Source organism: Mesorhizobium alhagi CCNWXJ12-2 (assembly GCF_000236565.1).
Lineage (GTDB): Bacteria > Pseudomonadota > Alphaproteobacteria > Rhizobiales > Rhizobiaceae > Allomesorhizobium > Allomesorhizobium alhagi.
In genome coordinates this window covers 1-26,873 of the sequence record NZ_AHAM01000277.1, presented here as the reverse complement: position 1 = coordinate 26,873, position 26,873 = coordinate 1, and the positions used below count along the sequence as shown (strand labels likewise).

Here is a 26,873-nt window from a genome sequence, read left to right as displayed (position 1 = left end):
GATTCCGGAGCCTGTCGAAGAGCTCACGGAGGTACCTGACTCCACCGGCTATGTTTGCGACTGGGTCGCAGATATCGTCCACGCCGAAACGGTCGGCAGTCATCGGCATGAGCTGCGTTGGTCCGCGCGCCCCCTTCGGCGAGTTACGGTGCCGATCAAGACGGCTCTCGGCAGTCGCGACCGCCAGTGCGAAGTCCGGATCAACGCCATGCTTCTCCGCGGTCGCTGCGACAATCCGGGCGATATCCGGAGCGGTCATCGGCGATGGTCCGCACTCCTGATCTCCTGATTTGTAGAAGATGTCAATTTGACTGTGAGCGTCGTTGGGCGAAGGCCGCTGTGGCAATCCCAAAGGGGTGTCAGTGTGGGCGTCCTGAGCCGAGATCGGCGCAGCGCGGGCCTTGCCATCAGCACCAATCGAGAACTTTTTGCCGTCGCCCGTCCAGCGGGCTTCGAAGATGTCCTCAACGCCAACGCTAGCGGCAGAAGCAGCGCTTGAAACCGCGCCAAAGTGCTGAAGATCGGCGCTGTCAGGTAGCTGCTCTCCGGCGGAAACCGATTCGGAACCGATAAGGCAGATTGCTGCGGCCATCGCAGCCGCCAGAAGACGGTTGGTCGGCAGATGGGAGAACCGCTTCGCCATCCTGGCTATCCCCGAGCAGTGAAGGTGCATTTCGGGAATCGGTACCTCAGAACAAAAAGAATGTCAATTTGCCTATGATTTTTAATTGCATCGAGAACGAGAATTGGCTTAGCTATCGTCCACGATGCGCTTTTGGAGGCTCTCTGACATGAAGCTCGAGGCTGCTGCAGGACTGGGAATCTGCCTGGCGCTGAGCATGGCGGCCGACGCGGCAGAGCCCGTCAATGCGGATTATGTCCGGTCGCTTGCGGCCCCGGGCAAAACCGTGCTGGTCCTGGAATATTACGACGGCCAGGGCGATGTTGCCGAACGAAGGGGGTTTGCATCTGCGACAGGCTTTAGAGCCGTTTCGCCGACGGATTTCAGGGTCGATGTAGACCTCTCAATTCATCTTTACGGGATTGAACCGTGCAAGGGCGACATGGTGAACCGGCGGGAGGGCTTCTCCGGTTCGTGTGAGGAATTCGCCAAATTAGGTCTTGAGACGCTCCTTCAATCTCCCAAGGTGATTTACTGCCGAGCCTTTGTGAGCGAGAGCAACGCCCCGCTTCAGGATGCGACCTGCTATGGCTATTACCATTATCCTGGCAGCCTCGATTCCGTCGACATGTTCGAAGAAGAGCTCGTCTCACTCGGCACGCACCGGATCTCCAGGAAGCCGGATGGCTCACCAGCGCGCACCGATCTTGCCGGGGCGGAGAGGATCGGCCGCGGTGGTTTTGGCATGTGGGCCGACCCCAGGATCAAGCAGCAATGAATGTCCCTGCCCTGCTCGCTGTAGCAGCAGCGATCTCGCTGCCCGCGACCACGGCAGCTGCGGGCTATTTCGAACTTCGGAAGGGCGCGGCGGTCCAGCTTCGCTTTCGCGGCTCTGCGGATCGACGGATTGCCTCTGCATCCACCTTACGCGGTGCCCGAAAACCAAGCGCGGAAGAGGCGCTCCGGCCTCTGGCAGTGCGATTACGTCCAGGATCCCGCGATCCTGCTCGGGCGGGCGGGAACCGGACCGGACCAAGGCCAATGAACATCGCAATCGCAAAGGGTCTCGTGGCTCTTGCGGCAATCGTTCTGCCCTCAACGGCGCCGGCGGCGGATGCGATTGCGCCACTGGTTCCAGGTCCGATCCCCTTCCTGCGGGACGATCTGCGTCTCGTCCGTTCGACTGTCGCTGGTCGCGCATCTGTCGTCGATGGGCGGACGCTGTGGTTGCCGAAGCGTGCCCAATTGGTTCGACTCGACGGTATCGATTCTTGTGAGCTGCCGCAATGGTCGTACGATCCTATCCAACGTGGACAAAGCACTATCCCCAAACCGGTTCCTTGCGGTCCGCTGGCGAAGGCCTGGCTGAAACGTTCGCTTGGTAACGACCGGGTTTTCTGCAGCGTCGTCTCCTATGCTGACGACGGAGCTCTCATTGGAAGGTGTTTTGCGAGCGGTCGCGATCTCGCCATCGAAATGTTGCGCGTCGGCTGGGCCAGAACCACAACCCCTGCCCCGAAACACTATCTCGCATGGCAGGATCATGCGATGGATGCCGGCTACGGCATGTGGGCAACCTATGTGCTCGATATGGGCGAATGGCGCCGCAAGGCGATTGACCGGACGATGTCCAGGACCCCGATCGCGGACTTCCACCTGCTCGCTGAGCGGGAGAGCGAGATTTCGCCGCCATTCGCGGATGCCAGAAAGCGGCCGAAGAGAGTTGATCGATAAACGCCGAGTGTCCTGCCGACTGGTCAGTGAGTCATAGCGAAAACGCTGATGGCGGCGCCGCGAGCCGAACATGGAATCCAACGTCCACACCTTTGGAACCGTTTCAGTTGCCTCGAGGAATATTGCCAATCCGTCTCAATGGCACGGCCAGTTCGGCACAATTCCTATTATTCGATATCGGTCACGAGAATGGCGTCGTCACCCGGTATCGGTCCGGACTGACGCGTGACGCATCAAACTCCGAGGGACATGGTGATCAACCGAATGGCCTGCCTCGCCGAAGCTGCCTCTCCGGAATATTTCCTCGGAAAATGATTGGCTCGGTTTTCCGTACCGACAGAGGATCTGCAAAGCCTCTCATCCTGCAAACTCAATTTTCCAACTGTTTATCTAACCAACTCGGCTCGCTCATCATTGTCTCTCGGAGTTGCCGAAGCAACGCTTCTCACAAACAGCCATAGTTCGATCTCGTGCTGGAAAGGCTGAAGTGTGCTGATCAGGGTGTCGATTTCCTTGTGCGCGATGCCGCTTCCATCCGCGATCATGAAGGAAATGGAATAGCTAAGTTTCTCCAAAGCGTCGTCACGATCGCGCGGGGCAGCTTTTATTAGTCCTCGCATTGCGCGCCGTTCCATGGCCTTCGCCACGAACAACTTCATGCGAAGACTGCGATCGATCAGCCAATTGTCTCTCGGATCTTGCAAAGCAGCCATCAAGGTCAATGTCTGACGACGGCGGTTCCGATGGGCTGCGATCCATTTTGAGGTGCCTGATCCAGTTCTCAGCAAAGCGGCGCGTAACGACATCGGCTCCCCCACAATGGTGGCAACGGGCTTCGGAATTAAGGGAGGAACTCACGACCGCGCTATGCCTAGGGGCGCGAACTCGATAGTACGGATTGCGTAATCCCGTAGGCGTTGCGCGTTATAGAAAGTGCCTCGTCCGACATATGAAGTAGTAGGCCAATTATCTCGCCGTCCTTGTGTAGGAGCGACTTGCCTAGTTGCAGAGGTTTCCAACCAAGGACTTCCAGGCGCTCCAGCCAGTAAGGTTCACAAACAACGCTTAGCTGCCGGATTTCACGTTCGAGACAGAACTCCACTATTCCACAATAGACGATCCCGGCAGCGCCTGACGGCTTCCCAGGGCTGCGCAGGGCTGGAACAACGAAAATGCGCGTCCATTCGAATATATCTTCTCCTCTCGGCACGCCATTTTCGGCAAGCTGAGGGAAAATGTCGTTCATCAGGTGAGGTTTTAGACTCGGCAGAAAACGAGAGCCAGCCACGACGCCTCTTAGTGGGCAAATGCCAAGGAGGTAGATAGCGTCTCTCGTATCGAAGGCATCGATCTCACGGCCATCGGACCGGGCGAGATCGAACCAGCCACGCTCACCTACGTAAATGTCGTGGCGAATCCTGAAATAGTCGTCGAGAAATTCTTCGTAGGCAAATCGGTTCGACCGATCGACCATGTAAATTTTGAACATGACGCTCCTCCTACTGTCATGTCCTAGAAGAGAGGCGCGTTCTCCGTTTTTCCATACCTTGATTTGACGATTGCCTAGAGCTGAATTTCGTTCCTGCGCAGGGCCTCAACGACGCTGTGGGTTCGGTTTGCAGCGCCCAGCTTGTACCGCACGTTCTTCAGATGGGTGTTCACGGTGTGCAGCGAAATATCCAGGATGCATGAGATCTCCCAGGCGGTCTTGCCGGCGCTAGTCCACTGGAGTATCTCGCGCTCACGCCCCGACAGAATTGGCGCACCCGGATCGTGCTTTCCGTTTTGCGACCGTTGGATGGCGCGAAAGGCGTGCAAGGCGAGCGTCTCGACAACAGGGATCGTCGCGGGAGGCAGGTTGATGAATTCACCGGAGACGGTTACGACAGATGGTGATGCAAAAGGCGAATGGATTGGCACGCAAAGACCTTGGCGAAGCCCAAATTCTGCTGCTTCGTGCATGACGACGTCTGACCGCCTCCCTAGCGGCTGGTTGGTCAGTTCACTCCAGAAGAACGGGTCGACAGTCCTGCGGGACCGCTCTGCGCAGGGATCGTGACGGTAGTGGCCCTGGGCATTGTAATGTTCGTACCAGCTCCTCGGCCAGCTGTTCACGATGATCTGTTCGAACCAGTGTTTGTCGTGCGGTACGGGCAATCTGGTAATGAGCCCGGCCGTGAAGCCATATCGCTGTAGGCATGTGCACAGCTCTGCGACGATGACTTCGGCGACCGTTACCTGATCGATCCTCTGCACCGCACCGAGAATGTCGAAAATCAAGTCCCGATCCATCGACTTCAACTGGCGTTAGTGTTGGTAAACGGGTCTTCTCCTTGCACGGGAGAAGTTTAGGCGGGCTCAGGCACGACAGGCAAGGCAGCAACCTGCGAATGATCACTATAGTAGGTGGCTAGAAAAGCGGTCTTCTGGCTGTTGCCTGCTATGAGGCTGAGGTCCGTTGTTTCGCGCAATCTACGACTGCTGCGTCACACAGCGGGACTGACCCAGCACCAGTTGGCCGAGCTCGCAGGGTGTGATCGTAACTACATTGGAAAATTGGAGCGCGAGGAGAATTCGCCGACCGTTGACACACTCGAGAGCATTGCCACAGCGCTTCAGATCAACGTCGAGCTCTTGATCAAACGCGATCTCCCACCCGATCACCGAGCGGATTGAAGCTCTCATTTCCTTGGACGGGTGACTTTCCGAGCTCGCCCTGATGGCACCGCCCCCGCAGTTCGGCGTTTGACAGCGCTGCCACGCTTTGGCGGTTTGACGAAGAACTCGGTTACATCCACATCCAGCGCTTTTGCAATCTTCGCGAGGGTGATGAGCGTCGCATTGCGGCGCCCTGCCTCCATGCCGCTCAAATAGGCGCGCGTGCAGCCCGAGAGAAATGACAACTCCTCCTGCGAGATTTCGCGCTCGCGTCTCAGGCGCTGAACATTGAAACCGACCCTGCCGCGGATATCCATCCGCGCAAAGTCGCCGCGGCGTACACTTTAGGGCGACACACTATAATGAACATTCGACGTTGACAGACGAGGCGGCAACTGTTTTCATAGCCATATGCAGGAACGGTATTCCAATTAAAGGAACGCTTGTGACAGGCAATCTCTCGTTGAAGCGCGGGCTAGCCGTGCTTGATGTTCTGCGGAATGCAGACGAGCCGCTCGGCGTGCGCGAGATCGCGCGGAGGCTGGAATTGAGCGCGCCGGCGGTGCAGCGGATCCTGAACACGCTGGCGGAGCGGGACTACGTCGAGCAGGTGCCCGTTTCGAGACGTTATCGTCTTGGTTATTCGGTTCTTACGCTAGCGCAGCACATCATGCACAAGGACCGTCTCGTGGGATTGGTCGAACCTGAATTGCGGGCGCTGGCGGCGGAGGACTGCTTTAACGCTTTTCTTGGGCTGCGGCGCAGCAACAGGGGGATTTATCTTCTGACGGTGCAGAGTCGCAGTCCAGTGGTGATCCGTTCCTCCCCTGGAGAGACCTTCCCGCTGCATTCGACAGCGCTCGGCAAGGCGCTCCTGATCGGCCATGGTGCCGAGCAAGTCCTTGCGATTCTGGGGGAAGGTCTACTAGAGCGCCTGACGCCGCGCACAGTCACCGAGCCTGACAGGCTGATCGCGCAGATCAAGACGGCCGAGAAAATCGGATACACCACATCACTCGACGAGAATTTCCCGGGCCTTCTTGCTGTCGGCGCACCACTGCGGGATGCGACCGGCACAACGATCGCTGCCATCAGCGTCGCGTACCCCCGTTCCGTCGGTCCCCAGGTAGTCATCGCGGAGGTCGGCGAAATTGTGATGGCTGCGGCTGCCCGCATTTCCGCCAATCTCGGTTACGTCGGCCGGGGCGGCGCCAAGCGCAAGGAACCGAGCCATGCTGCTTAACGAGGGCCGTCTGCGGCATTGGATGGAGAAGCTGAGGCTCGACGCTGTCATCGCGACGGCCCCCGAAAACGTGACCTACATGAGCGGCTTCTGGGCGCTTCCGCAGTGGATCCGGCGCGGCCCGCAAACCTATGTCGTCTGGCCCGCCCAGCAGATAGCCGAGCCCGAGATCATCACCAGCACGTCTACACTCGACCTTATTGCCGATCAGTCGCCGTGGGTGAAAAGGGTGCGGCGCTATGGTGACTTTCATGTCGTGGTAGGCGGCGATGCCGCCGATCATGCGGTAAGCCGACAGCACGCCGCGCTGAACGAGCTTCCAGGCCATCTCGACGCGCTGGCGGCTTTAACAAGCGCATTGCAGGAGGCCGGCCTGGCTCATGCGAATATCGGCCTGGATGAGAGTGGACTTCTGCCGGGCCACAAGGCAGCACTTTCGGCGCAATTGCCTAAGGTCCAATGGACATCGGCAGCGGCGCTCTTTCGGTCCGTGCGTGCTGTCAAGACGGATGAGGAGGTCGAGCGGCTCGCCAAGGTCGCCCGCATCGCCGAGCGCTCTATCAAGGCCGCCCTGGCTGCCGCCAGGGAAGGTGCCAGTGAGCGGGATCTCGCGCGTGCTTTCGACATAGAGACGGTGATGGGGGGCGGCGCTCCCGTGCTGAGCTGCATCGGTTTTGGCGAGCGCAGCGCCCTGATGAATGTCCAGCCTTCTAACAGGGCCCTGCAGCCGGGCGATGTCATACGCTTCGATGTCGGCGGCCGCTACCGGCACTATCGCGCCGACATCGCTCGGATCGCGACGTTCGGCGAACCGCCTCCAGAAGTCCGGAGATACCACCAGGCGCTACTGAGGGGTGTCCAATATGCGTGCGAGGCGATCCAACCAGGAATGCCAACTGCAAAGCTGTTCGAGGAGGTCGTAGCCGTCGTGCGACGAGAAGGTATTCCGCATTACCGGCGCGATCATGTCGGCCATGGCATCGGGCTGGACGGATATGATGCACCTACTCTTTCGGCCGGCAGCACCGAAGTGTTCGAAGAGGGCATGGTGCTGTGCCTGGAGACACCCTACTACGAGATAGGCCGCTGGGGGTTGCAGGTCGAGGACATGGTTGTCGTGCGTCGTGGCGGTGTCGAGCGACTGATGGCGACGGATGGAGATCTGATAGAGGTAGCTCGATGAACGGCGTTGTCGGGTTTTCGTGCCTTCGCTGCAGTACGGTTTTCCCGGTCGACCTGCAGATCGATTCCCGCGGCTGTCCAAGATGCTTCGAGAAAGCGCCCGCCAATCTGCGGGTCGTCTATGATCCAATCCGCGCCACCAGAATACCGCCCCCCTCGTCTCGCGCGACGGATGTCCCTTCTATCTGGCGCTATGCCAACTGGCTCCCCTGCGCGGAAGGCGACGCCGTGTCGCTAGGCGAAGGGCTGACGCCACTGCTGCCTGGGACGAGGATGGGCACAAACTTGGGCGTCCCCAATCTCCTGATCAAGGACGAGGGCAGGAACCCCACCTGGTCGCACAAAGACCGCTTCTCGACGGTGGCCGTCTCGATCGCCCGCCTGCAAGGAGCTCGTGTAGTGGCGACGGCCTCATCGGGCAATGCAGGTGCATCCCTCGCAGCCTATGCGTCCCATGCCGGACTGAAATGCGTGGTCGCTACATTCACGGGCACAGCGGGACCAATGCTGGCGCAGATCCGCAAATATGGGGCGACAGTCGTCACGCTGGCCGACAAAACGCACCGTTGGCCTTTGATTGCCCAAGGCGCGACTCGCTTTGGCTGGTTCGCAGCTTCGCCATTTCACGCCCCTGTGGTCGGCAGCCATCCTGTTGGCATTGAGGGCTACAAGACGCTCGCCTATGAAATCGTGGAGCAAATGAGGGGAGGCGTGCCCGACTGGTGTGCTTTGCCCGTCTGCTACGGCGACGCACTTGCCGGCGTGTGGCAAGGCTTTAAGGACCTTCTGCTCCGGGGCAAGACTGACCGTCTCCCCAGGCTCATTGCCGCGGAAGTGCACGGATCATTGGCGAAAGCGCTGGACGACGGGCATGATACCGTGGCGACCGCACCAGCGGCCTTCGACACCCTTGCCGTTTCGATCGGGACGACGCGCAGTACTTATCAGGCTTTGAGGGCACTTCGCGAATCCAGGGGCCTGGCCGTACCGGTGGGCAATTCGGTCTTGGTCCCTTTCCAGGAGCAACTCGCCGCGAGCGAGGGCGTGTTTGCAGAACTCTCCTCAGTCACACCCTTGGCCGCGATCGCTGACCTGCGCGCGCGCGACGTTATCTCCCGATCTGATTGCGTGGTTGCGGTCGTGACGGCAAGTGGTCTCAAGGACATCGACCGTTCAGCGCACTTTTGCGAACAGCCTGCTTTTCAGTCGGTTGCCGAGGCCTGGGCATCCTTGAACCGCAGTGGGAACCTTTGCACGCCAGCAGGGGAACCCGCCTGAAGTAATCTGTTGTGGAGGAGGAGGAAAAATATGAATCGCCGTACTTTTCTCGTTGGTTCCGCGATCGCGGCATGCCCGGGGAGCTATACCGCCTATGCGCGCGCTTCCGCCTATCCTCGCGATGGCGCAACGATCGTCGTCGGCTTCGCAGCCGGCGGCGCCGGCGACCTTGCCGCGCGTATGGCGGCCAATTACGCCAAATCCGCGCGGGGTCTACCGGTGGCGCTGGACTATCGCCCAGGCGCTGGCGGCACGATCGCCACGGATCAAGTTCGTCGCGCCCCTCCCGACGGAACAGTCCTTTCCCTGTTCTCGCCGAGCCCGATTGTCGTCGCCCCGCATCTTCAGGAAGTCCCTTACGATCCTGCCGCCGACTTCACCTATCTGGCCTGCTATGCGGGGATTTCCATTCCGGCATTCGTGCGATCCGACAGCGCGTTCCAGAGCTGGGACGGTCTGCTTGATTATGCACGCGCCAATCCGGGCAAATTGCGCTGGGCAACTGCTGCCCCGCGCGGTGTTGCTCATATCGCGACCGAGGCCGCCTTTCGCCAGGAATCAATCACCGCGGCCTTCGTGCCCTTCAACGGTGGCGCCGAGGCAATCACCGCACTTTTGGGTGGTCACATCGACATGGTGGTCTCCTCCGACTACGGGCCGCATCTGGAAGGCGGCGCCGTGCGCCTGCTGGTCGAGACGGGCCCTACGCCTATCGCCGAACGGCCTGATTTACCCACCTTCACTCAAAGAGGGTATCCAATTGCCATTTCGGCCTTCTATGGCCTGTTTGGCCCGCCCGGATTGCCGCCGGAAGTGGTGTCCTGGTGGGAGAACGCGCTGGAGGAAATGACACAAAGCGCGGATTACCAGACCTTCCTGAGGACGCTTCACGGGTATCGCTTGTTTCAGGACAGCGCCAGTTTTACGAAAACTGTGGTGGAAGCATATCGCGCCGTCGGCAGCCAGATCGACATTTTGGGGCTGAAGCCATGACAGCACTTCGCTTGAGCGCGCTGTGTCTCGCCGCAATCGGGTGTGCGGCGGCGTCGCTAGCATTACCCCTCGGTCTGTGGAATATAGGGGCTCCAGCTCCCGGACTGTTCCCGTTCGTGGCTGCGGTCCTGCTGCTCATCACCAGCCTGGGCGTCGCGGTTTGCAAAGACACCGAGTTTCGCGAAGACGAACCCGCCGATCATGTGCGACTGCTGCACTATGCCGCCGCAATTGCGAGTTTCGCCATTGCAATTAAATTTCTCGGCACGATCCTGGCGACAGTCTTCTTGGTGGCGGGTATTCTGCGCTGGATCGAACGGAAATCCTGGTCCCAAGCGCTGACGGCCGCGGTTGGGCTAGCCGTGCTTTCCTGGTGGGTGTTCGACCTCCTGCTCGGCGTACCACTGCCGAAAGGGGTGTTGGAGATCGGATGATGGACGCGCTCGCAAATCTCCTGGCTGGATTGCTGGTCGCGCTCGAGCCCGCAAACCTCGCCGTTGCTTTCATCGGCGTTGCACTCGGCACCGCAATTGGCGTCATCCCCGGTCTGGGGCCGACGGCTACCGTCAGCCTCCTCCTGCCGGTCTCGATCATGATCGAGCCGACAAGTGCCGTGATCCTTCTGGCCGGCATTTACTATGGGTCTCAATATGGAGGCTCAACCGCCTCCATTCTGATGCGAGTGCCGGGCGAGGCGGCGAGCGTGGTCAGTTGCCTCGAAGGCTACCCCATGGCGCAACAGGGTCGCGCAGGCGCGGCTCTCGGAATGGCTGCTTTCGCGAGCTTCATCGCAGGGATTGCGGCCACACTCGCGGTGGCTTTCCTCGGCCCCTCTTTCGCGTCCACTGCGCTTGCCTTCGGGCCGATAGAGAAAACAGCCCTGGTCGTGTTTGGCCTGACGCTCGCAGCCAGCATTGGCGAGGGCCCGCGCTTGCGAGCCTGGGCGATGGTCGCTGCTGGACTGCTTCTCTCAACCGTTGGGGTCGATCTCATATCCGGCATCGAACGCTACACGTTCGGCAACGCCTACCTGCGCGACGGTCTCAATGTTGCTGTTCTAGCGATGGGCATGTTCGGCGTGAGCGAGGTCCTGATGCTGGCAGAGCGCCGCACGAAACCGAAAAGCACAATTGCCGCAAGCTATCGGCTGCTCGACCTTCTGCCTACCCGGGAGGATTGGAAGGCGTCATTGGCGCCTATTGCGCGTGGAACTGTGCTCGGATTCCTGCTTGGGCTGCTGCCGGGCGGCGGCGCGCTGATCTCCAGCTTCGCGAGCTACGTGATGGAGAAGCGGATCTCCCGTCATCCCGAGCGTTTCGGAAAGGGCGCCATCGAAGGGCTGGCTGGCCCTGAGAGCGCAAACAACGCAGCTGCCCAGGCAAGCTTCGTGCCGCTGCTATGTCTTGGAATACCGGCCAATGTAGTGATCGGTGTGATCATGGGCGGCCTGCTAATGCACGGGATCGTGCCGGGTCCAAGGCTCATCGTGGATCATCCAGATTTGTTCTGGGGTGTAGTCGCGAGCATGCTTCTCGGAAACGCCATGCTGATCGTGCTCAATGTCCCGCTCATCCGCGTGTTCGTCATGCTGCTGCGCGTTCCACCTTGGCTGATGGCACCATGCATTCTCCTTTTTTGTGTCATCGGCGCCTTCAGCATCAACAACAGCCTATTTGACGTGTCCGTCGTGATCGCCAGCGGCTTCGTGGCGTACGGTTTGCGCAAGAGCGGCTTTGACCTCGCGCCGCTACTCCTTGCCTTCCTGCTCGGATCGCTCCTCGAGGAAAACTTGCGGCAGGGTATGATCCTGGGTTTCGGCAGTCCAGTCGTCTTCTTTACGAGCCCGATAAGTCTTGCTTTCTTGGCGGTAGCCAGCCTCACTCTGCTGCTGCCGGCTGTCCGGCAAATCGCGCTCATGGTGCCGGGCTCGCGTTCCTAATCCCTGTTGCCTGGTGCTGGCCCGGCCAATTATTGCTGCTGCGCGAGGACGGCGGCGAGTGTCCGGCGGTTCCATGAAAAACGCGTCCAGGCTGTTTCTGCGGCGGGGCGGATGCGGTCGAGATCCGTCGGTGCCGACGGTATCGCGACGGGCCACCCGGGCAAAGTCGAAAGCCAGGAATCGTTGTAGACTGTTTCGACGTAGCGATGACCCTCATCGGGCATGATCACCATCGTCGCCGCCTGGGGATTGGTGCGGGCGAACCAGCCGGCAACAAGGGCTGCTGCGCCGCTCGTCGGCCCCATGAAGAGCCCGTGATCGCGAAAGAGCGCTTGAGCGGTGGCATAGGCGGGCAGTGCGCCTACCCAGTGAACCTCATCAATCATTTCGTGCCTGACATTGGCCGGCAGGACACTGTTTCCCAGGCCACGCAGCATGCGCTTGCCGGCGGGCTGGCCGAAAAGGATGCTACGGTGCGTGTCGACAGCGATAATCCTGAGGCCTGGAAACATCTCACGCAGGAAGGCGCCGGTCCCGCAAAGGGAGCCGCCAGTGCCAATGCAGCCCACGAGGCAGTCAAGGTGTCCGCAGTGACGGACCACCTGCTCTGCGAGCCGGGCATAGGCGAGGCGATTGTCCGGGCTGTCATATTGATGCGGCCAGAAGGTATCTGGCCTTACATCGAGGATCTCCTGTAGACGTTCCAGTCGACCGTGCTGGTTGCCATCACCTGCGGGATCATCGATGACAAGCGTGGTTGCGCCAAGGCGCTCTAGCCGATCCTTAAACCGCGGGTCGATCAAGCTTGAGGCGGTGATCAGAGTCAGGCGGTAGTCGAGCGCACAAGCCAGCATGGCGATGGCGAGGCCGAAGGTGCCCGAGGTGGTCTCGACTATATGTCCTCCTCGTCGCAGATGCCCCGTCGCCTCGGCGCGGTCCACCATATAGCGGGCGGGCATGAGCTTCATGAGAGGAAAGGCGGCAGTGTGAAGGTTGGCGGCGAGTTGGGCAAGGCGCGGCGTTTCGAAGGCTTGGAGATAGTCCCCCGGTTCACTCATGTCGCCACTATCCCCTCTGCATTGAGCGCGAAGGTCTCCAGGTTCCTGAACCCGACCTCCCTCAACGCGTTCGCCATGGTAACAGCGCTTTGCCCTCCGGCGTGTTGATTCGCGTCCAAAAGAATGCCGACTAACGTCCCGCTATGCGCCACTTGGACGCCACAGGCACCGTACTCCTGCGCTATGTCCAGGACGGTCTCGAAACGGGGTTTTGGCAGATGCCGTTGGCAGATGCTGGCGCTCATTGTGGCCACCCTGCCAAGCATACGAGGGTCTTGCTCCCTGATCGAGCGATATGCCAGTCCGCGCATAACCCGGAACAGTTGTATCTCTTCTGCATTGTATCGTGCCCTCGGTAGCCGCAAGGTGTCGATCGGTCCACTGTCATCTGTCCTGAATCCGACGACGAAAAGCGGCGGGAAGTCACCGCCGAAATGCTCAAGAATCCGCCCTTCCCTGTGTGCGAAGAGCAACGCGTCACCACCATAGGCGATCGCATCGCTAGCACCTTCAGCGGCGACCGCCAGTCGGCATATGGTAGACTGGCGCAGTCTCGTGCTGGCCGCGGCAGCCACAGCACGGATCGTTGCCACAACATCGGCCGTTGACGAGCCATAGCCGTGCCCTACCGGGATCGCGCTGTCGATGGTCAGGTCGCCCCCTGTGCCGGCGAGGCCTAGATGCTCGATCGTCATGGCCGCGGCGCGTGCAGCTTTGCTTCGTTTGGCGGGCCGTGTTCTAATCCGGCCTTCCTCCCGCGGCCAGAACGTGGCAACGGCCTGGCAGCCGACAAGCGGCAGTGTAACAAGGCCGCGGTGTAAGCGACCATCCTCACCCTCAAAGACTCCCTGAAGAAACTCACCGTGATGGGCAATTGCGCGTCCTACGCCGGTCTGCAAAGAGCGAGCAACGGAAGTGTGGATCTCGCCCCCTTTGCCGTTGCGGCTGTCCGTTAGACGTGGCGTTCCAATCTTGGCCATGGCGCATAATTCCTGGCAAGTCGCTTCAGCCAGAATGCGGCGTGACGTGAGGCGTGTCACTCGCAAGATATTGGTATGCCGAGCTAAACGCATCCGTCATTGGGATTTGGCATCGCGGCGAGGGAGCAGTTCTCGCGCTCGCTCGTCGCCAGGCGAGCTGATCTGCGTCAAGGTTACCCAAGCGGAAAACCTAACGCTTTATCTGGCCGAGCGCGAAGCTGAATTCGATCGACACCACGCCCTCCGGGCAGGTGCGCTTGTGTTTCGAAAACCGATCATATGCCACGAGCGTTCGCTCCTGCTTGGTCCGCGCGCGCCGGCGCCGACCGAGCATGAGTATCGCGCTGGTTCCGCAAAAATCGGCCGCCGTTGCTTCTGTTGGATCCGGGGCACACGCCACGCGGCAAATGGCTGGCCGGCCCTACGGGCGAAGTCGCACGCCCTGCCGCTACGCTGCCCTGGCTCGCGACAGCACCCCCTCCCCCGGCCCCTAACTGGCAGTCTCGGCGCAATCCTCAAACCATCCTTAGATGACGGATTGGCCGTCCTGGTGCAACCGCCTGCGCCGCGGCCACGATCCCTTGGGCGTCGATGCCATAGTGGCGATAGAGGTCGGCGATCGTTCCGCTTTGCCCGAAATGCTCGACGCCCAGCGCACGGGTCCGTTGGCCGTGCACGCCGCCAAGCCAGGCCAGCGTCGCCGGATGGCCGTCGACCACCGTCACCAGCGCACAGTTTTCCGGCACAGCCGCGAGCAGCCGCTCGATGTGACTGCGGGCATGAACGAGGCCGTGCTCGCGAGCCCGTTGGGCGGCGGTCCATCCCGCCTGCAGCCGGTCGGCGGAGGTGACGGCCAGCAGCCCGATGTCGCGTCGGTCCTCCGCCATCAGCCCGACCGCTTCCACGGCCTCCGGAGCGACGGCGCCCATATAGGCGAGGATGATCTGCGCGTTCGGTCCCGGACTGCGCATCCAATAGGCGCCGTTGATCATGTCCGTGGCCAGTTGATCGTCGAGCTCGCGCCTGGGCTGTTCGATGGATCGGGTGGACAGGCGAAGATAGACCGCGCCCCCGACCGCATCGCGCAGCCAGTTCACCTCGTCGGCTTCGGCCGTTCCGTCGCGCTGGATATAGTCGAAACCGAACCGCAAGATGACGGCGAGTTCATCGACGAAGGCAGGCTCGAAGCTGGCCAGACCGTCCTGGGCCATACCAATAAGCGGCGTTGCGATCGACTGGTGCGCGCCGCCTTCGGGCGCCAGGGTCACTCCCGACGGTGTGGCCGCAATGATGAAGCGCGCATCCTGGTAGCAGGCGTAGTTCAGCGCATCGAGCCCGCGTTCGATGAACGGATCATAGAGTGTTCCGACGGGCAGCAGCCGCTCGCCGAAGATCGAGTGCGAAAGGCCTAGCGCCGAGAGCATGATGAACAGGTTCATCTCGGCTATGCCGAGTTCCAAATGCTGTCCTTTGGGGGAAAATGCCCAGTTGAACGTCGAGGGTATGCGCTCGCGCCTGAACACGTCGGACATTTCCTCGCGTGCGAACAGTCCCCGCCGATTAACCCAGGGACCGAGATTCGTCGATACCGTCACATCGGGCGACGTCGTTGTGATGCGCCGGGCGAAATCGTTGTCCAGCTTGCCGATCTCGTGCATGAGCAGGCCGAAGCCTTGCTGCGTCGACATCGATGGCTGCGCGGTGAAACTCAGCCGTTCCGGCACCGCGACAGCCGGCGCGCGATAACGCCGGCGACCTCGCGCTGCGAATGGTACGGTGGCGAGGAAGGCTCTGATTTCTCCTTCGCTTGGACCAAGCCCTTCGAACGGCTCCCATTCGCGCCCGGCGCGCACCCCCATTTGCCCGCGCAGAATATCGACCTGGCTCGGCGTCATCAGGCCAGCGTGATTGTCTTTGTGGCCGGCCAGCGGCAGCCCGAAGCCCTTGATTGTGTAGGCGATGAAGCAGACCGGCCGGTTATGCCGGCGTGCCGCTTCGAAGGCTTCCAGAACAGTTGGCAGATCGTGGCCGGCGAGGTTGGTCATCAGGCGCGCCAACGCGTCGTCGGAGCGCTTCTCGATGAGCCGTGAAAACGCGCCCTGGTCGCCCAGATCGTCGAGCAAGCGCTTGCGCCAGGCGGCGCCGCCCTGGAATGTCAGCGCGGAATAAAGCTGGTTGGGGCACCCGTCGATCCAGCCGCGCAGCCGCTCGCCGGCCGGTTCGGAGAACGCTTCTTCAAGCAACGAGCCGTATTTCAAGACCACGACGTCCCAGCCGAAATTGCGGAACATCGCCTCGAAGCGCTCCCACAAGCCCTCCCGCACGACCGCGTCCAGGCTCTGGCGGTTGTAGTCGACCACCCACCATGTGTTGCGCAGGCCGTGCTTCCAGCCTTCGAGAAGCGCTTCGAAGATGTTGCCCTCGTCCATCTCGGCATCGCCGATCAACGCGACCATGCGCCCCTCCGGGTGTTCCTTGGCGAGGTCCTTGGCGCGAAGGTAGTCCTGCACGAGCGCGGAAAACAGCGTCTGCGCCACCCCGAGCCCGACCGACCCGGTGGAGAAGTCAACGTCGTCCGTGTCCTTGGTGCGGGACGGATAGGATTGCGCACCGCTATAGCCGCGGAAAGCTTCGAGCTTTTCGCGGGTCTGGTTGCCGAGAAGATACTGGATCGCGTGGAAGACGGGGCTGGCGTGAGGTTTCACGGCCACGCGATCCTCGGGTCTGAGGACGGCGAAATAGAGAGCGGTCATGATTGTCGCAAGCGATGCTGATGAGGCCTGATGGCCGCCAATCTTCAGCCCGTCTTGGTTCGCATGCCGTTGATTGGCATTGTGAATCATCCAGGTCGACAGCCAGAGGATCTTCTTCTCGAGCTCAGCGAGACAGGCAAGCCGCTCGTCCATGTTCCTTAACACTCCCTTCGCGTTGTTGGGATCGGGGAAATCATAATGGTGTGCGTGAGAGGAATGTGGCTAATATTGATCTTGTAGAAGCGAAAGTGTGGTTTGGTCAGCGAAGAGCTGGTGCAAACGAGGAAAATGATGCCAAGATCCGAGATAGACGGAATCGATCGCAAATTGCTTGTAGCTCTGCAGCAGGACGCCCGGCTCACAACCGAACAGCTCGGCCGCAGGGTCGGGCTTTCGGCTTCGCCCTGCGCTCGACGTGTGCGGTTGCTGGAGGCCGCCGGCGTCATCAAGGGTTATGTCGCGGTGGTCGATCAGTCCAAAGCAGGTCTGCCGATCAGCGTGTTCGTCTCAATCAAGCTGGAACGTCAGCGCGAGGAGGAACTCGATCGCTTCGCCGAAGCGGTGGCGCGGTGGCCGGAGATTGTGGACTGCTATCTGATGACCGGACAGCGCGACTACCTGCTGCGTATCGTCGTCAAAGATTTGCCGGCTTACGAAACTTTCCTGAAGCAGAAGCTCACCCGCCTGGAAGGTGTCGCCTCCATCGAATCGAGCTTTGCGCTCGGGCAGGTCAAACACTCGACCGTCCTGCCGATGATCGAGACATGATCCTTCTGCGGACGCCTCTGGTTTCGCGCGAGCTCGGCTCGAGCCGCAGCAGGATGAATGGCTGCCGGATGTTGTAAGATCCCCTCCCCGGGGTGGCTTTGATGTATCTTTGCTTCCGGAGTTCAAATGTTTGAATGTCATGGGCCGTCAGGTTTGGGCGCAAGGACGGCCGCAGTTTTCTGCTGACGATTTCAGTGACCGTTTCAATCTGCCGAACCGATTGCATGAAGCTTCCTATGAACAATGGGTGGCAGCGTGCCGGATAGCCCGTGAGCTAGATAGTATCCGCGATGAGCCATGGCGGGTCGCGCCGCAATGATCGAACCGCCGCCGAGCTGCGCCTGCCGACCCGCCAGGTCTACAATTCGCTCTGCGCTATCGCATCAAAAAGGGCGCGCGGGAAAACGGCGCAGTGGATCCTCGACGGCGACTGGATGAATTGCGCGGGCTATGTCGGCACCACGAGGCTCGGCAACATTCTCGGTGCAATGGGAGTTAGCTTTGCAATTCGCCCGACAATCGTCAGCGCTTGCATGCGATCGTTGGGGCCTCTGGAACCCGGCAGAAGCATGTCTTGGGCGCGCGTATTGTCCTTCTGAGCGGCGATGGTCTGGGCACCGCAATCATGGCCGAACCGACAAGTCCAAGACCTTGGATCTGGCCTGGCAGGAGCGGCAAGCGGTTCATGCACGAAGGCGTATCCATAATCGGCTGCAGCATCTGGATGCCGAACGCGGTGCGGCCCGGCAGCTTAAGCGCGGCGCCGACATCGACGAGAGGGTCCGACAGCCGCCGCGGCCGCGATCGCTCACGCCGGCGATCCTTTCAGAAGCCAGGATTGGCGTTGTCGGACAGCAGGCGCTCGACCACGTCACCGGCCCCTCGCCCGACGTTGGGGGTTGATCACGAACGACCGCTCGGCGCGGCGGCCGCGCTCGAAAAATCCAGCGCGGCTGTGCGTGACGCCACCGGCCCTCGCCGCCAACAATCCACCGCAGCTCTGCATCAGGTCACCCACAGCCTCTTTATCATCCGCCAGGGCAAGATCTGCGAGCAGGACCGCGACACTCGCATTGGTCAGCAGACCGTCGGTTGCCCGCCAGCCGCTCCGACGCGAGCAACTTCCAGGCGGCCGACCGACGTCGTCGGTCGGCCGCTGAGTAGCGGGGTGTCGTGCAAGATTGCCACATCCTCGACACGGCAGCCGCCGCGCGGTCGCCGCGGCCGGCGTCAGTGCCGGATGAGGCCGCCAGGCATCGACCCTCCCTGCCGGCGCACGACCGCATCCAATGCGCCGATCGCTGCGGCGCGGCGATGGCAGGGACTTCTGGACCCCTTGAGCTGCGGATTTTGGGCCCTCGACCGGCGAGGCCATGTGCGAGCCGGCGCCGCCGGGGTGGCCGGCCTGGTCGCGAAGAGCGGGATACAATGCGGCGGGAGCGGTGGGCGTAGAGCCATGACTACGCGCGCAGCAGCGGCGCTTTGCATAAGGAGAACGGCGATAAAGCGCCGGAGGTGTCGAGCCGTAGTTATGTCCGGTAATCTTGCCTTATCGGACATGAGGCGCTAGGGTCTCGACATTATGAGGGTTCCTTCGATGCAGGACGCGCGCAAAACTGACGACACGGCGGACGACGATTTGCCGGACATCGTTGATCTGGTCGTGGAAATGGGCCACGTCGCCGGGTCGCCGGCGCGTGTCGACACCCTCGTCGAGGCCGCAACAGGTTTCGCGAAGCCTGCCCGCTCCGAGAATACCCAGGCGGCCTACGCCAAAGACTGGAGGCATTTCACCGGTTGGTGCCGCCGGGAGGGGTTCGATCCGTTGCCCCCTTCCAGCCAAGTCATTGGTCTTTATATCGGCGCCTGCGCTGCCGGCGATCCCAAGCACGGCGCCCCTGCCCTCTCGGTCGCAACCATTGAGCGGCGGCTTTCCGGTCTAGCGTGGAATTTTGCTCACCGCGGCCAGCCGATGGATCGAGTCGACGGGCATATCGCCACCGTGCTCGCGGGCGTCCGAAAAAAACACGCAAAGGCGCCGCGGCAGAAGGAGCCGTTGCTCGGCGACGACCTGCTGGCGATGATCGCCATGCTTGGCCAAGACCTCAGGGGCATGCGCGACCGGGCCATCCTGCTGCTCGGCTTTGCCGGCAGTTTGCGGCGATCGGAAATCGTGGGTCTCGATGTCGTCCGGAACGAAAACGGCGATGGCGCCGGCTGGGTTGAGATCTATCCGGACAAGGGCGCCCTGGTGACGCTGCGTGATAGAACCGGATGGCGCGAGGTCGAGGTCGGCCGCGGCTCCAGCGATCAATCCTGCCCTGTGGTGGCGCTGGAGACCTGGATCAAATTCGGCCGCATCGCCCGTGGCCCGCTGTTTCGTCGAATTTCCAAGGACAACAAGACCGTCTACGTCGAACGACTTTCCGACAAGCATGTCGCCCGTCTGGTCAAGAAGACCGCACTGGCAGCCGGGATCCGCGCCGATCTTGCGGAAGGCGAGCGTGAACAGCTGTTTGCCGGGCATTCACTGCGCGCCGGCCTGGCCTCTTCGGCCGAAATCGAAGTGCGCGTGCAGGAGCAGTGGGGCCATGCATCGGCGGGGATGACCCAGAAATATCAGCGACGGCGCGACCGGTTCCGCGTCAACCGCACCAAGGCGTCCGGGCTCTGAAGGCCCCCTCCCCTCCCCCGCTTTGAAGCGCAGAGTGTGGATCGCGGGGCGAAGTTTCCCCTGGGCGAAGCTTCAATTGAGTCTAGTGAACCAACATTTGGGCGAACCAACGCACATGTGGGCGCGAGGAATAGGCCGTTAGCCGCTTGTTAACCTTAACCGGGCCGCCAGGATGTGTTGTGGGCGTTTGACGGCGCGAATTGGGTTCTTAGGGGAAATGACATGACATTGAACCCGCGCTGGCCGGCTGTAGCCTGCTGCCTGGCCCGAGGCGCCCGCCCAGTGATGGTCATGAGAATTGGGCCGGGCCCACGCCCGGTCTTACCGCTTGTTTCATGACGCCACTGCGCCCCGCAGGCCAAGAGCGTCTGCCGGCTTTGTCAAGTTGTACACGTGCAACTGGGCCTATCAACCGCAAGCGGCTCCGGGCTTTCTTGTGCGGCAAGGATCTGCATGGCTCTCATGGTATCTCCGCCGCCGCTCCTTTGGCCAGAGAGCGTCAGGTGAATCGCGGATCATGTCGCGCGCCTACAGCGGGTGGGTGCGCCTGGCGCGCCGGCGATTATGGCGCGGGTGAGCAGCGAGTTGACGGCAGCGGATCGACACCACGACAGCTGTCGGCCCCTTCGGCAACCTGACTGCGTGTCCAGGCCTAACCGGCCCAGCCGTGCAGCGCGGACAGATGTCCGGGACCGTGCGGTAGGGCAAGTTGTACATGTGCAACCAGGTGGACACGCTCACACGAGTGCGTCGAGGCGGGGCATCATCCAGTGACCTGGAGACGCACGGCGGTGGCCGATGTGCGATCGATCTGCCCGGAAGGTGGACTTGTCCGCCCGACGAGATGCCTCCCGACATCAACGATGCTTTGGAGATGGGACGGGGGCATGTGTCACCGTGCTGGGTTCTCAAGGCTCTTCGCCAATTGACGCGGAGGTCGCCACGCTGTGGCGGCTCGGTCGGTTGTACATGTGCAACTCGGCAATAGGAGGCTATCTCAGGCCCGAGAGTTTATCAGCGCCAGTCAGGCTAACGTGCTCCAAACATCAATCTCACATCTTTCCCACCATAGTGGCCTACAAGGATGGCGCTGCCGCCTAGGCGCCCGCGACCGTCGCCCGGGCGGGGCAAGGCCGGCCATTGGTCAATGGCCGCGTGCGGCCCGCAATTTTGCTGCGCGGTTGCAAGCGCCTCGGCGTAGCGTGTTTTGCGGGCGAAAGGTTCAACCGCCATCCGGCGGATGGGATGCCGGCGGTTGTACATGTGCAACACGGGCCGGGAAGCGTTGTTGCATCTTCCGGTCTCGCAGTTGTACGTGTGCAACTCGCCAACGCCTGGCGCCACGCGTGCCGCAAAAAGCGGCTTGCAGATTCGCCCGAGTGCCGCAGCATGGCCGCCCTGCATTAGGGCTGCGGCCTGTCGTGCATGGACTTGCAATGGTTGCCAGCGATCCCTTCGGCTCTTCGGGCCCGTCCGGCTCTCTCTTCCCTGGAGGCCCCGCGGCGACAGGCAATTATTCTCTCGACAGTGCGGCTGGCGGTGGGTCGCGGGCCGGAACATACAAGATCAGCGAGCAGGCGAGGCTGACGCCGAGCTATGCGCGCCGGCTCCAAGAGGCGTTGTTCACCGTTCCAGGGCGAGGGGCCGCTTTTCGACCGAATTGCCCGCCTGGATCAGCGATAGCATTTAACTGTTCATTAACTTTAAAGGATTTGCCAACCCTATCCGAATCTGGCCTATTGGATCAGCGCTTTTTCTGAGCGCAAACGAAAATAAGCGCGGATATCCGGGGAGCGAGTAATTGGCTACGCCGAACCTGTCTGAAAGAAGGGACATCCCTTTGACGCTGCGCAATCTCATCATGTCCGATGCCGATGAACTTTCGCGGCAATTGCAGGCGCACCAGCTCCGCACATTCCCTCCGACCTCGCGCAAGACTATCCGGCTTTTCTCTCCGGCCGAGGCTGCGGACTTCATTGGAATCCACGAGGGTTATCTACGGCAAATCGTCGCCGAGGGCCATGGCCCAACGCCGCTTCCCAACGGTCGCCGGCTCTATTCGGTGGACGATATCGAGCAGCTGCGCCGCGTCCTCGACGAGGGAGGCAAGGGCTCACCCAAATATGTCCGCCATCGCCGCGCCGGCGAGAAACTTCAGATCATAAGCGTGATGAATTTCAAGGGGGGGTCCGGGAAGACCACCACGTCTGCGCATCTGGCGCAATACCTGGCCTTGCGGGGATACCGCGTCCTGGCTCTAGACCTTGATCCGCAAGCCAGCCTTTCGGCGCTGTTTGGACATCAGCCTGAGATCGACGTCGGGGAGGGGGAAACGCTCTATGGAGCGATCCGCTACGATGAAAGCCGGCGCCATATCTCCGAAATCGTTCGCGCCACCTATACGCCGGGCCTCCATGTCGTGCCTGGAAATCTGGAACTCATGGAGTTCGAACACACCACGCCAAGGGCGCTTGCCGATCGCCGGCAAAGCGACACGATGTTCTTTTCGCGGATCGCTGAATGTCTGTCCGACATTGAAAGCGCTTACGACGTCGTGATCATCGACTGCCCGCCGCAATTGGGTTTTCTCACGCTATCTGCGCTATGCGCTGCGACAGCCGTGCTCATAACCGTTCACCCGCAGATGCTAGACGTCATGTCGATGAGTCAGTTCCTCCACATGACTTCGGACCTCCTTGCGGTTGTGGAAAACGCTGGTGGCAGCACCGAATATGACTGGATGCGCTATCTGGTGACGCGTTACGAGCCCAATGATGGCCCGCAAAGCCAGATGGCCGGGTTCATGCGCTCGATCTTCGGTCAGCGCGTGCTCGAAAATCCCATGCTGAAATCGACCGCTGTCTCGGATGCCGGTCTTACCAAGCAAACGCTCTATGAGGTGGAAAAGAGCGCGTTCACGCGGGGGACTTACGAGCGGGCGCTCGAGTCTCTTACCCTTGTAAATGGGGAAATCGAGGGCCTCATCCGCGGAACATGGGGACGAAAGTAGTTTGATGGCCCGCAAGAACATCTTTGAGGTTTCACCAGAGAGGGCAGGGACCGACCCGGAGCCGGCCCCCACGCCCCTGGCGCGGCCGCTGTTGGGCTTGGAAAGGCCGCTAAGGCCTGCGAGCCCCGTAGGCGCAATCTCCCAATCTCTGGAAAACATCAATTCTCGAGCGCACCGCGCCGAGGAAATCGAGCGGAAGCTCGCCGAGGGCCAGGCGGTCGTGGAGCTCGAGCCCGATCTGGTCGACGGTTCCTTCGTTCCCGACCGCCTGGAGGTCGACCCCGATGACGTATCCAGCCTCGTTGCCCAGATCCGCGAGCATGGCCAGCAGGTTCCCATCCTGGTGCGGCCCAATCCCGAGTTGGAAGGCCGCTACCAGGTCGCCTACGGCCACAGGCGGCTGGCGGCGGCCAAAGAGCTCGGTCTGAAGGTAAGAGCAGTCGTTCGCCAACTGACCGACGAGCAGCTTATTGTGTCGCAAGGGCAGGAAAACAACGCCCGCACCGATCTGTCCTTCATCGAGCGGTCGTTCTTTGCCACCCGCCTTGAGGATAAGGGGTTCTCCCGCGACACCATCATGGCATCCTTAGGCGTGGACAAGGCTGCCTTGTCGCGAATGATCGCCTTGATCAGGCGATTGCCGCCGGAGCTGATCGAAGCCGTGGGTCCATCGCCTGCCTTCGGGCGTCAGCGCTGGGCCGAACTGGCCGATCTCCTGGACGAGAAGGGCAAGCGGGCCAAGGCTCTCAAGCTCATCGGGGAGCAGGATTTCTCTGCCCAAAAGAGCGATGCAAGGTTTCAGGCGCTCTATGATCACCTGAAGATCAAGCGCCAGAAGCCGCAAACCGAGGCCTGGAAGGCTTCAGACGGCGCTCGCCCAGTCAGGATCGTCGAGACCGAAGACAAGGTCTCGATCGTCTTCGACAAGATCGTTGAACCGGAGTTTGGGCCGTATGTGCGTCTGCGCCTGCAGACGCTGTATGACGAGTTCAAGACCGGGAAATCCACCACCAAACCAGGAGACTAACCCAGCAAAAGAAAAAGGCCCCCGAACGTTGCCGCCGCGGAAGCCCTTCTCAAGTTTCGCACCCTGAGAATCCCATTTCCGCGAATCACTGTCAAGAGTCATTCAGCGTCATTTTCGGCGGGCGGACTTCTTTTGCCTAATTGAAGGCAAACGAACTATGGAAACGCATACCTCAACGACGCCCTTTGGGCGGCGATCGATGACGCTTGCCATGTTGGCGGCTCAAAAAGAAGCGCTCGAAATTCCTGAGGGCAGCGCGGTCGACAAGTGGCAGGTCTACCGCAATCTGTGCGAGGGCAAGAGCATCGTCGGGATCGGCGATCGCGCTCTGGCCGTCCTCAACGCTTTGCTGTCGTTCTATCCGGACAGTGAATTGAGCGGAGAGAACGGCTTGATCGTATTCCCGTCCAACGCTCAGCTGTCGCTCAGGGCCCATGGAATGGCTGACGCGACGCTCCGGCGGCATCTGGCCGCCTTGGTGGACTGTGGGCTCATCACCCGCAGGGACAGCCCCAACGGCAAGAGATACGCCCGCAAGGACAGGGGAGGGGACATCGAGGAGGCATTCGGCTTCTCCCTGGCGCCGCTGCTGGCCCGTGCCCACGAGTTTGCGCAGGCAGCCGAGCTGGTGCGCGCCGATAACCGGGCGCTGAGGCTCATGCGCGAGCGAATTACGCTGCACCGCAGGGACATCCACAAGCTGATCGAGGCGGCGGTCGAGGAAGACGTTCCCGGCGACTGGGGCGGCTTGTGGAGGCGTTTCCGTGCTGTCGTGGAGGCAATTCCCCGCCGGGCGACGGTCGCAGACCTGGCACCGATCGTGGCGGATCTGGCGGGCATCCATGAGGATGTGGACAAGCTGCTGGAAGTTCACATGAATTCCACGAATTCAAGCGGCAATGAATCCCAAAGCGAGCGGCAGCGATCGAATTCAAATACCGACTCTATCTTTGAATTTGAACCTGCTTTCGAAAAAAGCGGGGCGACGGTCGAGCCAAGGACGAGGGAGGCCGAGAGACCGAAAGGGTATCCGCTGGGGCTGGTGCTGAAAGCCTGCCCGGAAATAGTGGATTACGCCCTCGACGGGATCGGCAATTGGCGCGATTTCATGGCGACGGCGGCCCAGGTGCGCGGTTATCTGGGCGTGTCGCCCTCCGCCTACGAGGACGCCTGCCATGTCATGGGACAGGAAGTCGCGGCTATCGTGATCGCCTGCATCCTGCAGCGGGCGCAGCACATCAATTCGGCCGGCGGATACCTGCGGGCGCTGACCGAAAAGGCGAGGGGAGGGGAATTTTCGGTCGGGCCGATGCTGATGGCTGCGCTCAAGGCCAATGGCGCGACAGCCAGGATGACAGGATGAGGGCGGGGATGCTTTTCACGCCGCGATGCAATGCCGAAAAGCATGGCTTTCGTTTGCAGCACTTGACGTTCGTGAAACCAAAACGGAATTTGTGCCAGGAGCGCGCAAATGAGCGAAACGTCGGCTACCTGCATGGGCCAACCGAGACCAGTTGGGTGTTTTCTGCGTCGGGGCGCCCGTTTCACCGCAGTGCAGGGTAGGCGCGAGTGTAGCCGCATACAGCAGCTAGCAACATGAGCACGGCTGTAGCACAAATTTTGGATCCAGAGCGACGGCAACGAGAGCGCACGTCTTGATCCGATCAGGGCAGGGGAGGGGGCTTTTTCGCCCCTATAGCCCGCTTGCCTTGGTGAGGTTGACGCGGAAGCGGTCACGCCGGCGTTGATATTTGCGGGTCATCTCGGCGCTCGTGTGGCCGAGCTGCTTCTGTACGTAGCGTTCGTCGACCTCGGCCGAGGAGGCGAGGCCGGCGCGCAGCGAATGCCCGGCAAACAGCTTTTCCCGTTCGCCCTCCGAAAGATCGCCGCGTACGCCGGCCGCGAGGGCGGCGCGCTTGACGAGGCGGGCGACCTCCTGGTCATGGAGCCGTTCAGCGCCGACCGCCTTGCCCTGGCCGGTGACGCGTCGGAAGAGGGGGCCATGGGCGATCCGACCGAGCTTGAGCCAGGTCTGCAGCGCCACGACCGGGCAGGTGGCGTCCGATGAACCGCGGCCGATCTCGACCTCACGCCAGCCGGTCTTGCCACGCAGCGTCACCAGCACGCCCTTGTCGGGAAAAAATTCGATCCAGCCGCGGCCGTCTTGCGTCTGATCGCGGCCGACATCGAGTCCGACGATCTCGGAGCGTCTGAGGCCGCCGGCGAAGCCAAGCAGCAGCATGGCCCGGTCGCGCAGACCGCGCAGGCTGCCGCGGTCGAGCGTCTCCAGCATGGCAATGAGGTCCTCGGGCAGCACCGCTTCCTTCTGCCGGGGAGGGGAGGCGTGCTTGTTGCGGATGCCGGCCATGACCGTTGCGATATGGCGGTCCTTCCTGTCGAGCGGCTGGCCGCGCTGCGCATAGTTCCACGTCAGGGAGGACAGCCGGCGTTCGATCGTCGAGACGGAGTTCGGCTTCTTTTCACCCGTCCCTGTGCCCGAGGCGCAGGCGGTGATGTAGAGCCCGACGGTCTGTGGATCCGGCGGCAGGGGATCGAGATTTTGACGCCGGCACCAGGCGCAAAAGTGTTTCCAGTCGGCGGCGTAGGCGCGGCGTGTGTTGGCCGAACTGGCCGCTTCGACATAGTCGCGGGCGCGGTTGGCGAGCGTTTCGAGATGGGCCGGCAGGAGAGGGGCATTTTCGCCGGCGGGCGGCGGTTCCGGTTGCTGGCTCATCGCCATGACCACGTCGACAATGTCCGGCAAATCGTCATCGGTCGGCGTTGCAGCGGCGGCCGACGCCTGCGCGGGGGCAATCTCGACATCCGGCGCCGTGCTGTGAGACGCTCCGGAGGGTCGCGCGCGGTGATTCGTGGGCTTCTGCTCGATGAAATTGGCCATTTCGCCATAAAGCGCGAAAATGAATGATAAGGCAAGATTATCATTCGTGTGGTGG

At 61.4% G+C, this 26,873-nt stretch carries 23 protein-coding genes; 14 read left to right on the top strand and 9 right to left on the bottom strand.

Annotation, left to right across the window (positions count from 1 at the left end; all coding sequences use genetic code 11):
* Positions 1-643: lytic transglycosylase domain-containing protein (locus MAXJ12_RS38355; RefSeq protein WP_008839768.1), on the bottom strand; the 643-nt coding region annotated here is incomplete at its 3' end.
* A gap of 148 nt (positions 644-791) precedes the next feature.
* Here MAXJ12_RS38355 and MAXJ12_RS29255 point away from each other — a divergent pair.
* Positions 792-1,400, top strand: a complete 609-nt coding sequence (locus MAXJ12_RS29255; protein WP_008839767.1) for a hypothetical protein — start codon at positions 792-794, stop codon at positions 1,398-1,400.
* A gap of 263 nt (positions 1,401-1,663) precedes the next feature.
* The gene (locus tag MAXJ12_RS29250) at positions 1,664-2,356 is read left to right on the top strand and encodes a thermonuclease family protein (RefSeq protein WP_008839766.1); all 693 of its coding nucleotides are present in this window, start codon (positions 1,664-1,666) and stop codon (positions 2,354-2,356) included.
* 386 nt (positions 2,357-2,742) lie between these two features.
* Here MAXJ12_RS29250 and MAXJ12_RS29245 read toward each other — a convergent pair whose 3' ends face one another.
* From MAXJ12_RS29245 to MAXJ12_RS29235, 3 genes are all read right to left on the bottom strand, one after another.
* The gene (locus MAXJ12_RS29245; RefSeq protein ID WP_139044100.1) at positions 2,743-3,162 is read right to left on the bottom strand and encodes a hypothetical protein; all 420 of its coding nucleotides are present in this window, start codon (positions 3,160-3,162) and stop codon (positions 2,743-2,745) included.
* A 65-nt stretch (positions 3,163-3,227) separates the two neighbouring features.
* Complete coding sequence (locus MAXJ12_RS29240) at positions 3,228-3,845, bottom strand: acyl-homoserine-lactone synthase (protein WP_008839764.1); 618 nt, start codon at positions 3,843-3,845, stop codon at positions 3,228-3,230.
* A 74-nt stretch (positions 3,846-3,919) separates the two neighbouring features.
* Positions 3,920-4,636 carry a LuxR family transcriptional regulator gene (locus MAXJ12_RS29235; protein WP_157999682.1) on the bottom strand — a complete coding sequence of 239 codons (717 nt, stop codon included), beginning with the start codon at positions 4,634-4,636 and terminating at the stop codon, positions 3,920-3,922.
* A gap of 162 nt (positions 4,637-4,798) precedes the next feature.
* Between MAXJ12_RS29235 and MAXJ12_RS35990 the strand changes: the two genes are divergently transcribed.
* Positions 4,799-5,032 (top strand): helix-turn-helix domain-containing protein, encoded by a 234-nt coding sequence (locus tag MAXJ12_RS35990; RefSeq protein ID WP_008839762.1) that lies wholly within the window; start codon positions 4,799-4,801, stop codon positions 5,030-5,032.
* Between the two features lie 5 nt (positions 5,033-5,037).
* Here the strand turns inward: MAXJ12_RS35990 and MAXJ12_RS29225 are convergent, their stop codons facing one another.
* Positions 5,038-5,331: a helix-turn-helix domain-containing protein gene (locus MAXJ12_RS29225; protein WP_008839761.1), complete on the bottom strand. Its 294-nt coding sequence runs from the start codon at positions 5,329-5,331 to the stop codon at positions 5,038-5,040.
* A gap of 59 nt (positions 5,332-5,390) precedes the next feature.
* Between MAXJ12_RS29225 and MAXJ12_RS29220 the strand changes: the two genes are divergently transcribed.
* From MAXJ12_RS29220 to MAXJ12_RS29195, 6 genes are all read left to right on the top strand, one after another.
* Positions 5,391-6,257, top strand: coding sequence for an IclR family transcriptional regulator (locus MAXJ12_RS29220; protein ID WP_244421644.1), 867 nt, complete (start codon positions 5,391-5,393; stop codon positions 6,255-6,257).
* Positions 6,247-7,440, top strand: coding sequence for a M24 family metallopeptidase (locus tag MAXJ12_RS29215; protein WP_008839759.1), 1,194 nt, complete (start codon positions 6,247-6,249; stop codon positions 7,438-7,440). The genes MAXJ12_RS29220 and MAXJ12_RS29215 overlap by 11 nt, the downstream gene beginning before the upstream one ends.
* Positions 7,437-8,717 carry a threonine synthase gene (locus MAXJ12_RS29210; RefSeq protein ID WP_008839758.1) on the top strand — a complete coding sequence of 427 codons (1,281 nt, stop codon included), beginning with the start codon at positions 7,437-7,439 and terminating at the stop codon, positions 8,715-8,717. The genes MAXJ12_RS29215 and MAXJ12_RS29210 overlap by 4 nt, the downstream gene beginning before the upstream one ends.
* Before the next feature lie 180 nt (positions 8,718-8,897).
* Entirely contained in the window at positions 8,898-9,710 is an 813-nt protein-coding gene (locus MAXJ12_RS29205; RefSeq protein ID WP_244421643.1) for a tripartite tricarboxylate transporter substrate binding protein, read from the top strand.
* Positions 9,707-10,144: a tripartite tricarboxylate transporter TctB family protein gene (locus MAXJ12_RS29200; RefSeq protein ID WP_040588680.1), complete on the top strand. Its 438-nt coding sequence runs from the start codon at positions 9,707-9,709 to the stop codon at positions 10,142-10,144. Before MAXJ12_RS29205 ends, MAXJ12_RS29200 begins: the two co-directional genes overlap by 4 nt.
* Positions 10,141-11,649, top strand: a complete 1,509-nt coding sequence (locus MAXJ12_RS29195; RefSeq protein WP_040588667.1) for a tripartite tricarboxylate transporter permease — start codon at positions 10,141-10,143, stop codon at positions 11,647-11,649. The genes MAXJ12_RS29200 and MAXJ12_RS29195 overlap by 4 nt, the downstream gene beginning before the upstream one ends.
* Before the next feature lie 29 nt (positions 11,650-11,678).
* Here the strand turns inward: MAXJ12_RS29195 and MAXJ12_RS29190 are convergent, their stop codons facing one another.
* From MAXJ12_RS29190 to MAXJ12_RS29180, 3 genes are all read right to left on the bottom strand, one after another.
* Positions 11,679-12,707: a cysteine synthase family protein gene (locus tag MAXJ12_RS29190; protein ID WP_008839754.1), complete on the bottom strand. Its 1,029-nt coding sequence runs from the start codon at positions 12,705-12,707 to the stop codon at positions 11,679-11,681.
* Positions 12,704-13,687, bottom strand: coding sequence for a GHMP family kinase ATP-binding protein (locus MAXJ12_RS29185; RefSeq protein ID WP_008839753.1), 984 nt, complete (start codon positions 13,685-13,687; stop codon positions 12,704-12,706). Before MAXJ12_RS29185 ends, MAXJ12_RS29190 begins: the two co-directional genes overlap by 4 nt.
* Before the next feature lie 515 nt (positions 13,688-14,202).
* Complete coding sequence (locus MAXJ12_RS29180; RefSeq protein ID WP_008839751.1) at positions 14,203-16,593, bottom strand: transketolase-like TK C-terminal-containing protein; 2,391 nt, start codon at positions 16,591-16,593, stop codon at positions 14,203-14,205.
* 138 nt (positions 16,594-16,731) lie between these two features.
* Between MAXJ12_RS29180 and MAXJ12_RS29175 the strand changes: the two genes are divergently transcribed.
* From MAXJ12_RS29175 to repC, 5 genes are all read left to right on the top strand, one after another.
* The gene (locus MAXJ12_RS29175) at positions 16,732-17,208 is read left to right on the top strand and encodes an Lrp/AsnC family transcriptional regulator (RefSeq protein ID WP_008839750.1); all 477 of its coding nucleotides are present in this window, start codon (positions 16,732-16,734) and stop codon (positions 17,206-17,208) included.
* A 1,597-nt stretch (positions 17,209-18,805) separates the two neighbouring features.
* A complete protein-coding gene (locus tag MAXJ12_RS29160; RefSeq protein ID WP_008839747.1) occupies positions 18,806-19,882 on the top strand; it encodes a tyrosine-type recombinase/integrase in 1,077 nt (358 codons plus the stop codon).
* Positions 19,883-21,698: 1,816 nt separating this feature from the next.
* Positions 21,699-22,892, top strand: coding sequence for a plasmid partitioning protein RepA (gene repA, locus MAXJ12_RS29155; RefSeq protein WP_420492401.1), 1,194 nt, complete (start codon positions 21,699-21,701; stop codon positions 22,890-22,892).
* Between the two features lie 4 nt (positions 22,893-22,896).
* Complete coding sequence (repB, locus tag MAXJ12_RS29150) at positions 22,897-23,919, top strand: plasmid partitioning protein RepB (RefSeq protein WP_008839745.1); 1,023 nt, start codon at positions 22,897-22,899, stop codon at positions 23,917-23,919.
* 157 nt (positions 23,920-24,076) lie between these two features.
* Positions 24,077-25,282, top strand: a complete 1,206-nt coding sequence (gene repC / locus MAXJ12_RS29145) for a plasmid replication protein RepC (protein ID WP_040588662.1) — start codon at positions 24,077-24,079, stop codon at positions 25,280-25,282.
* Between the two features lie 330 nt (positions 25,283-25,612).
* Here the strand turns inward: repC and MAXJ12_RS29140 are convergent, their stop codons facing one another.
* Entirely contained in the window at positions 25,613-26,818 is a 1,206-nt protein-coding gene (locus tag MAXJ12_RS29140) for a site-specific integrase (protein ID WP_040588686.1), read from the bottom strand.
* Positions 26,819-26,873 lie beyond the last annotated feature (55 nt).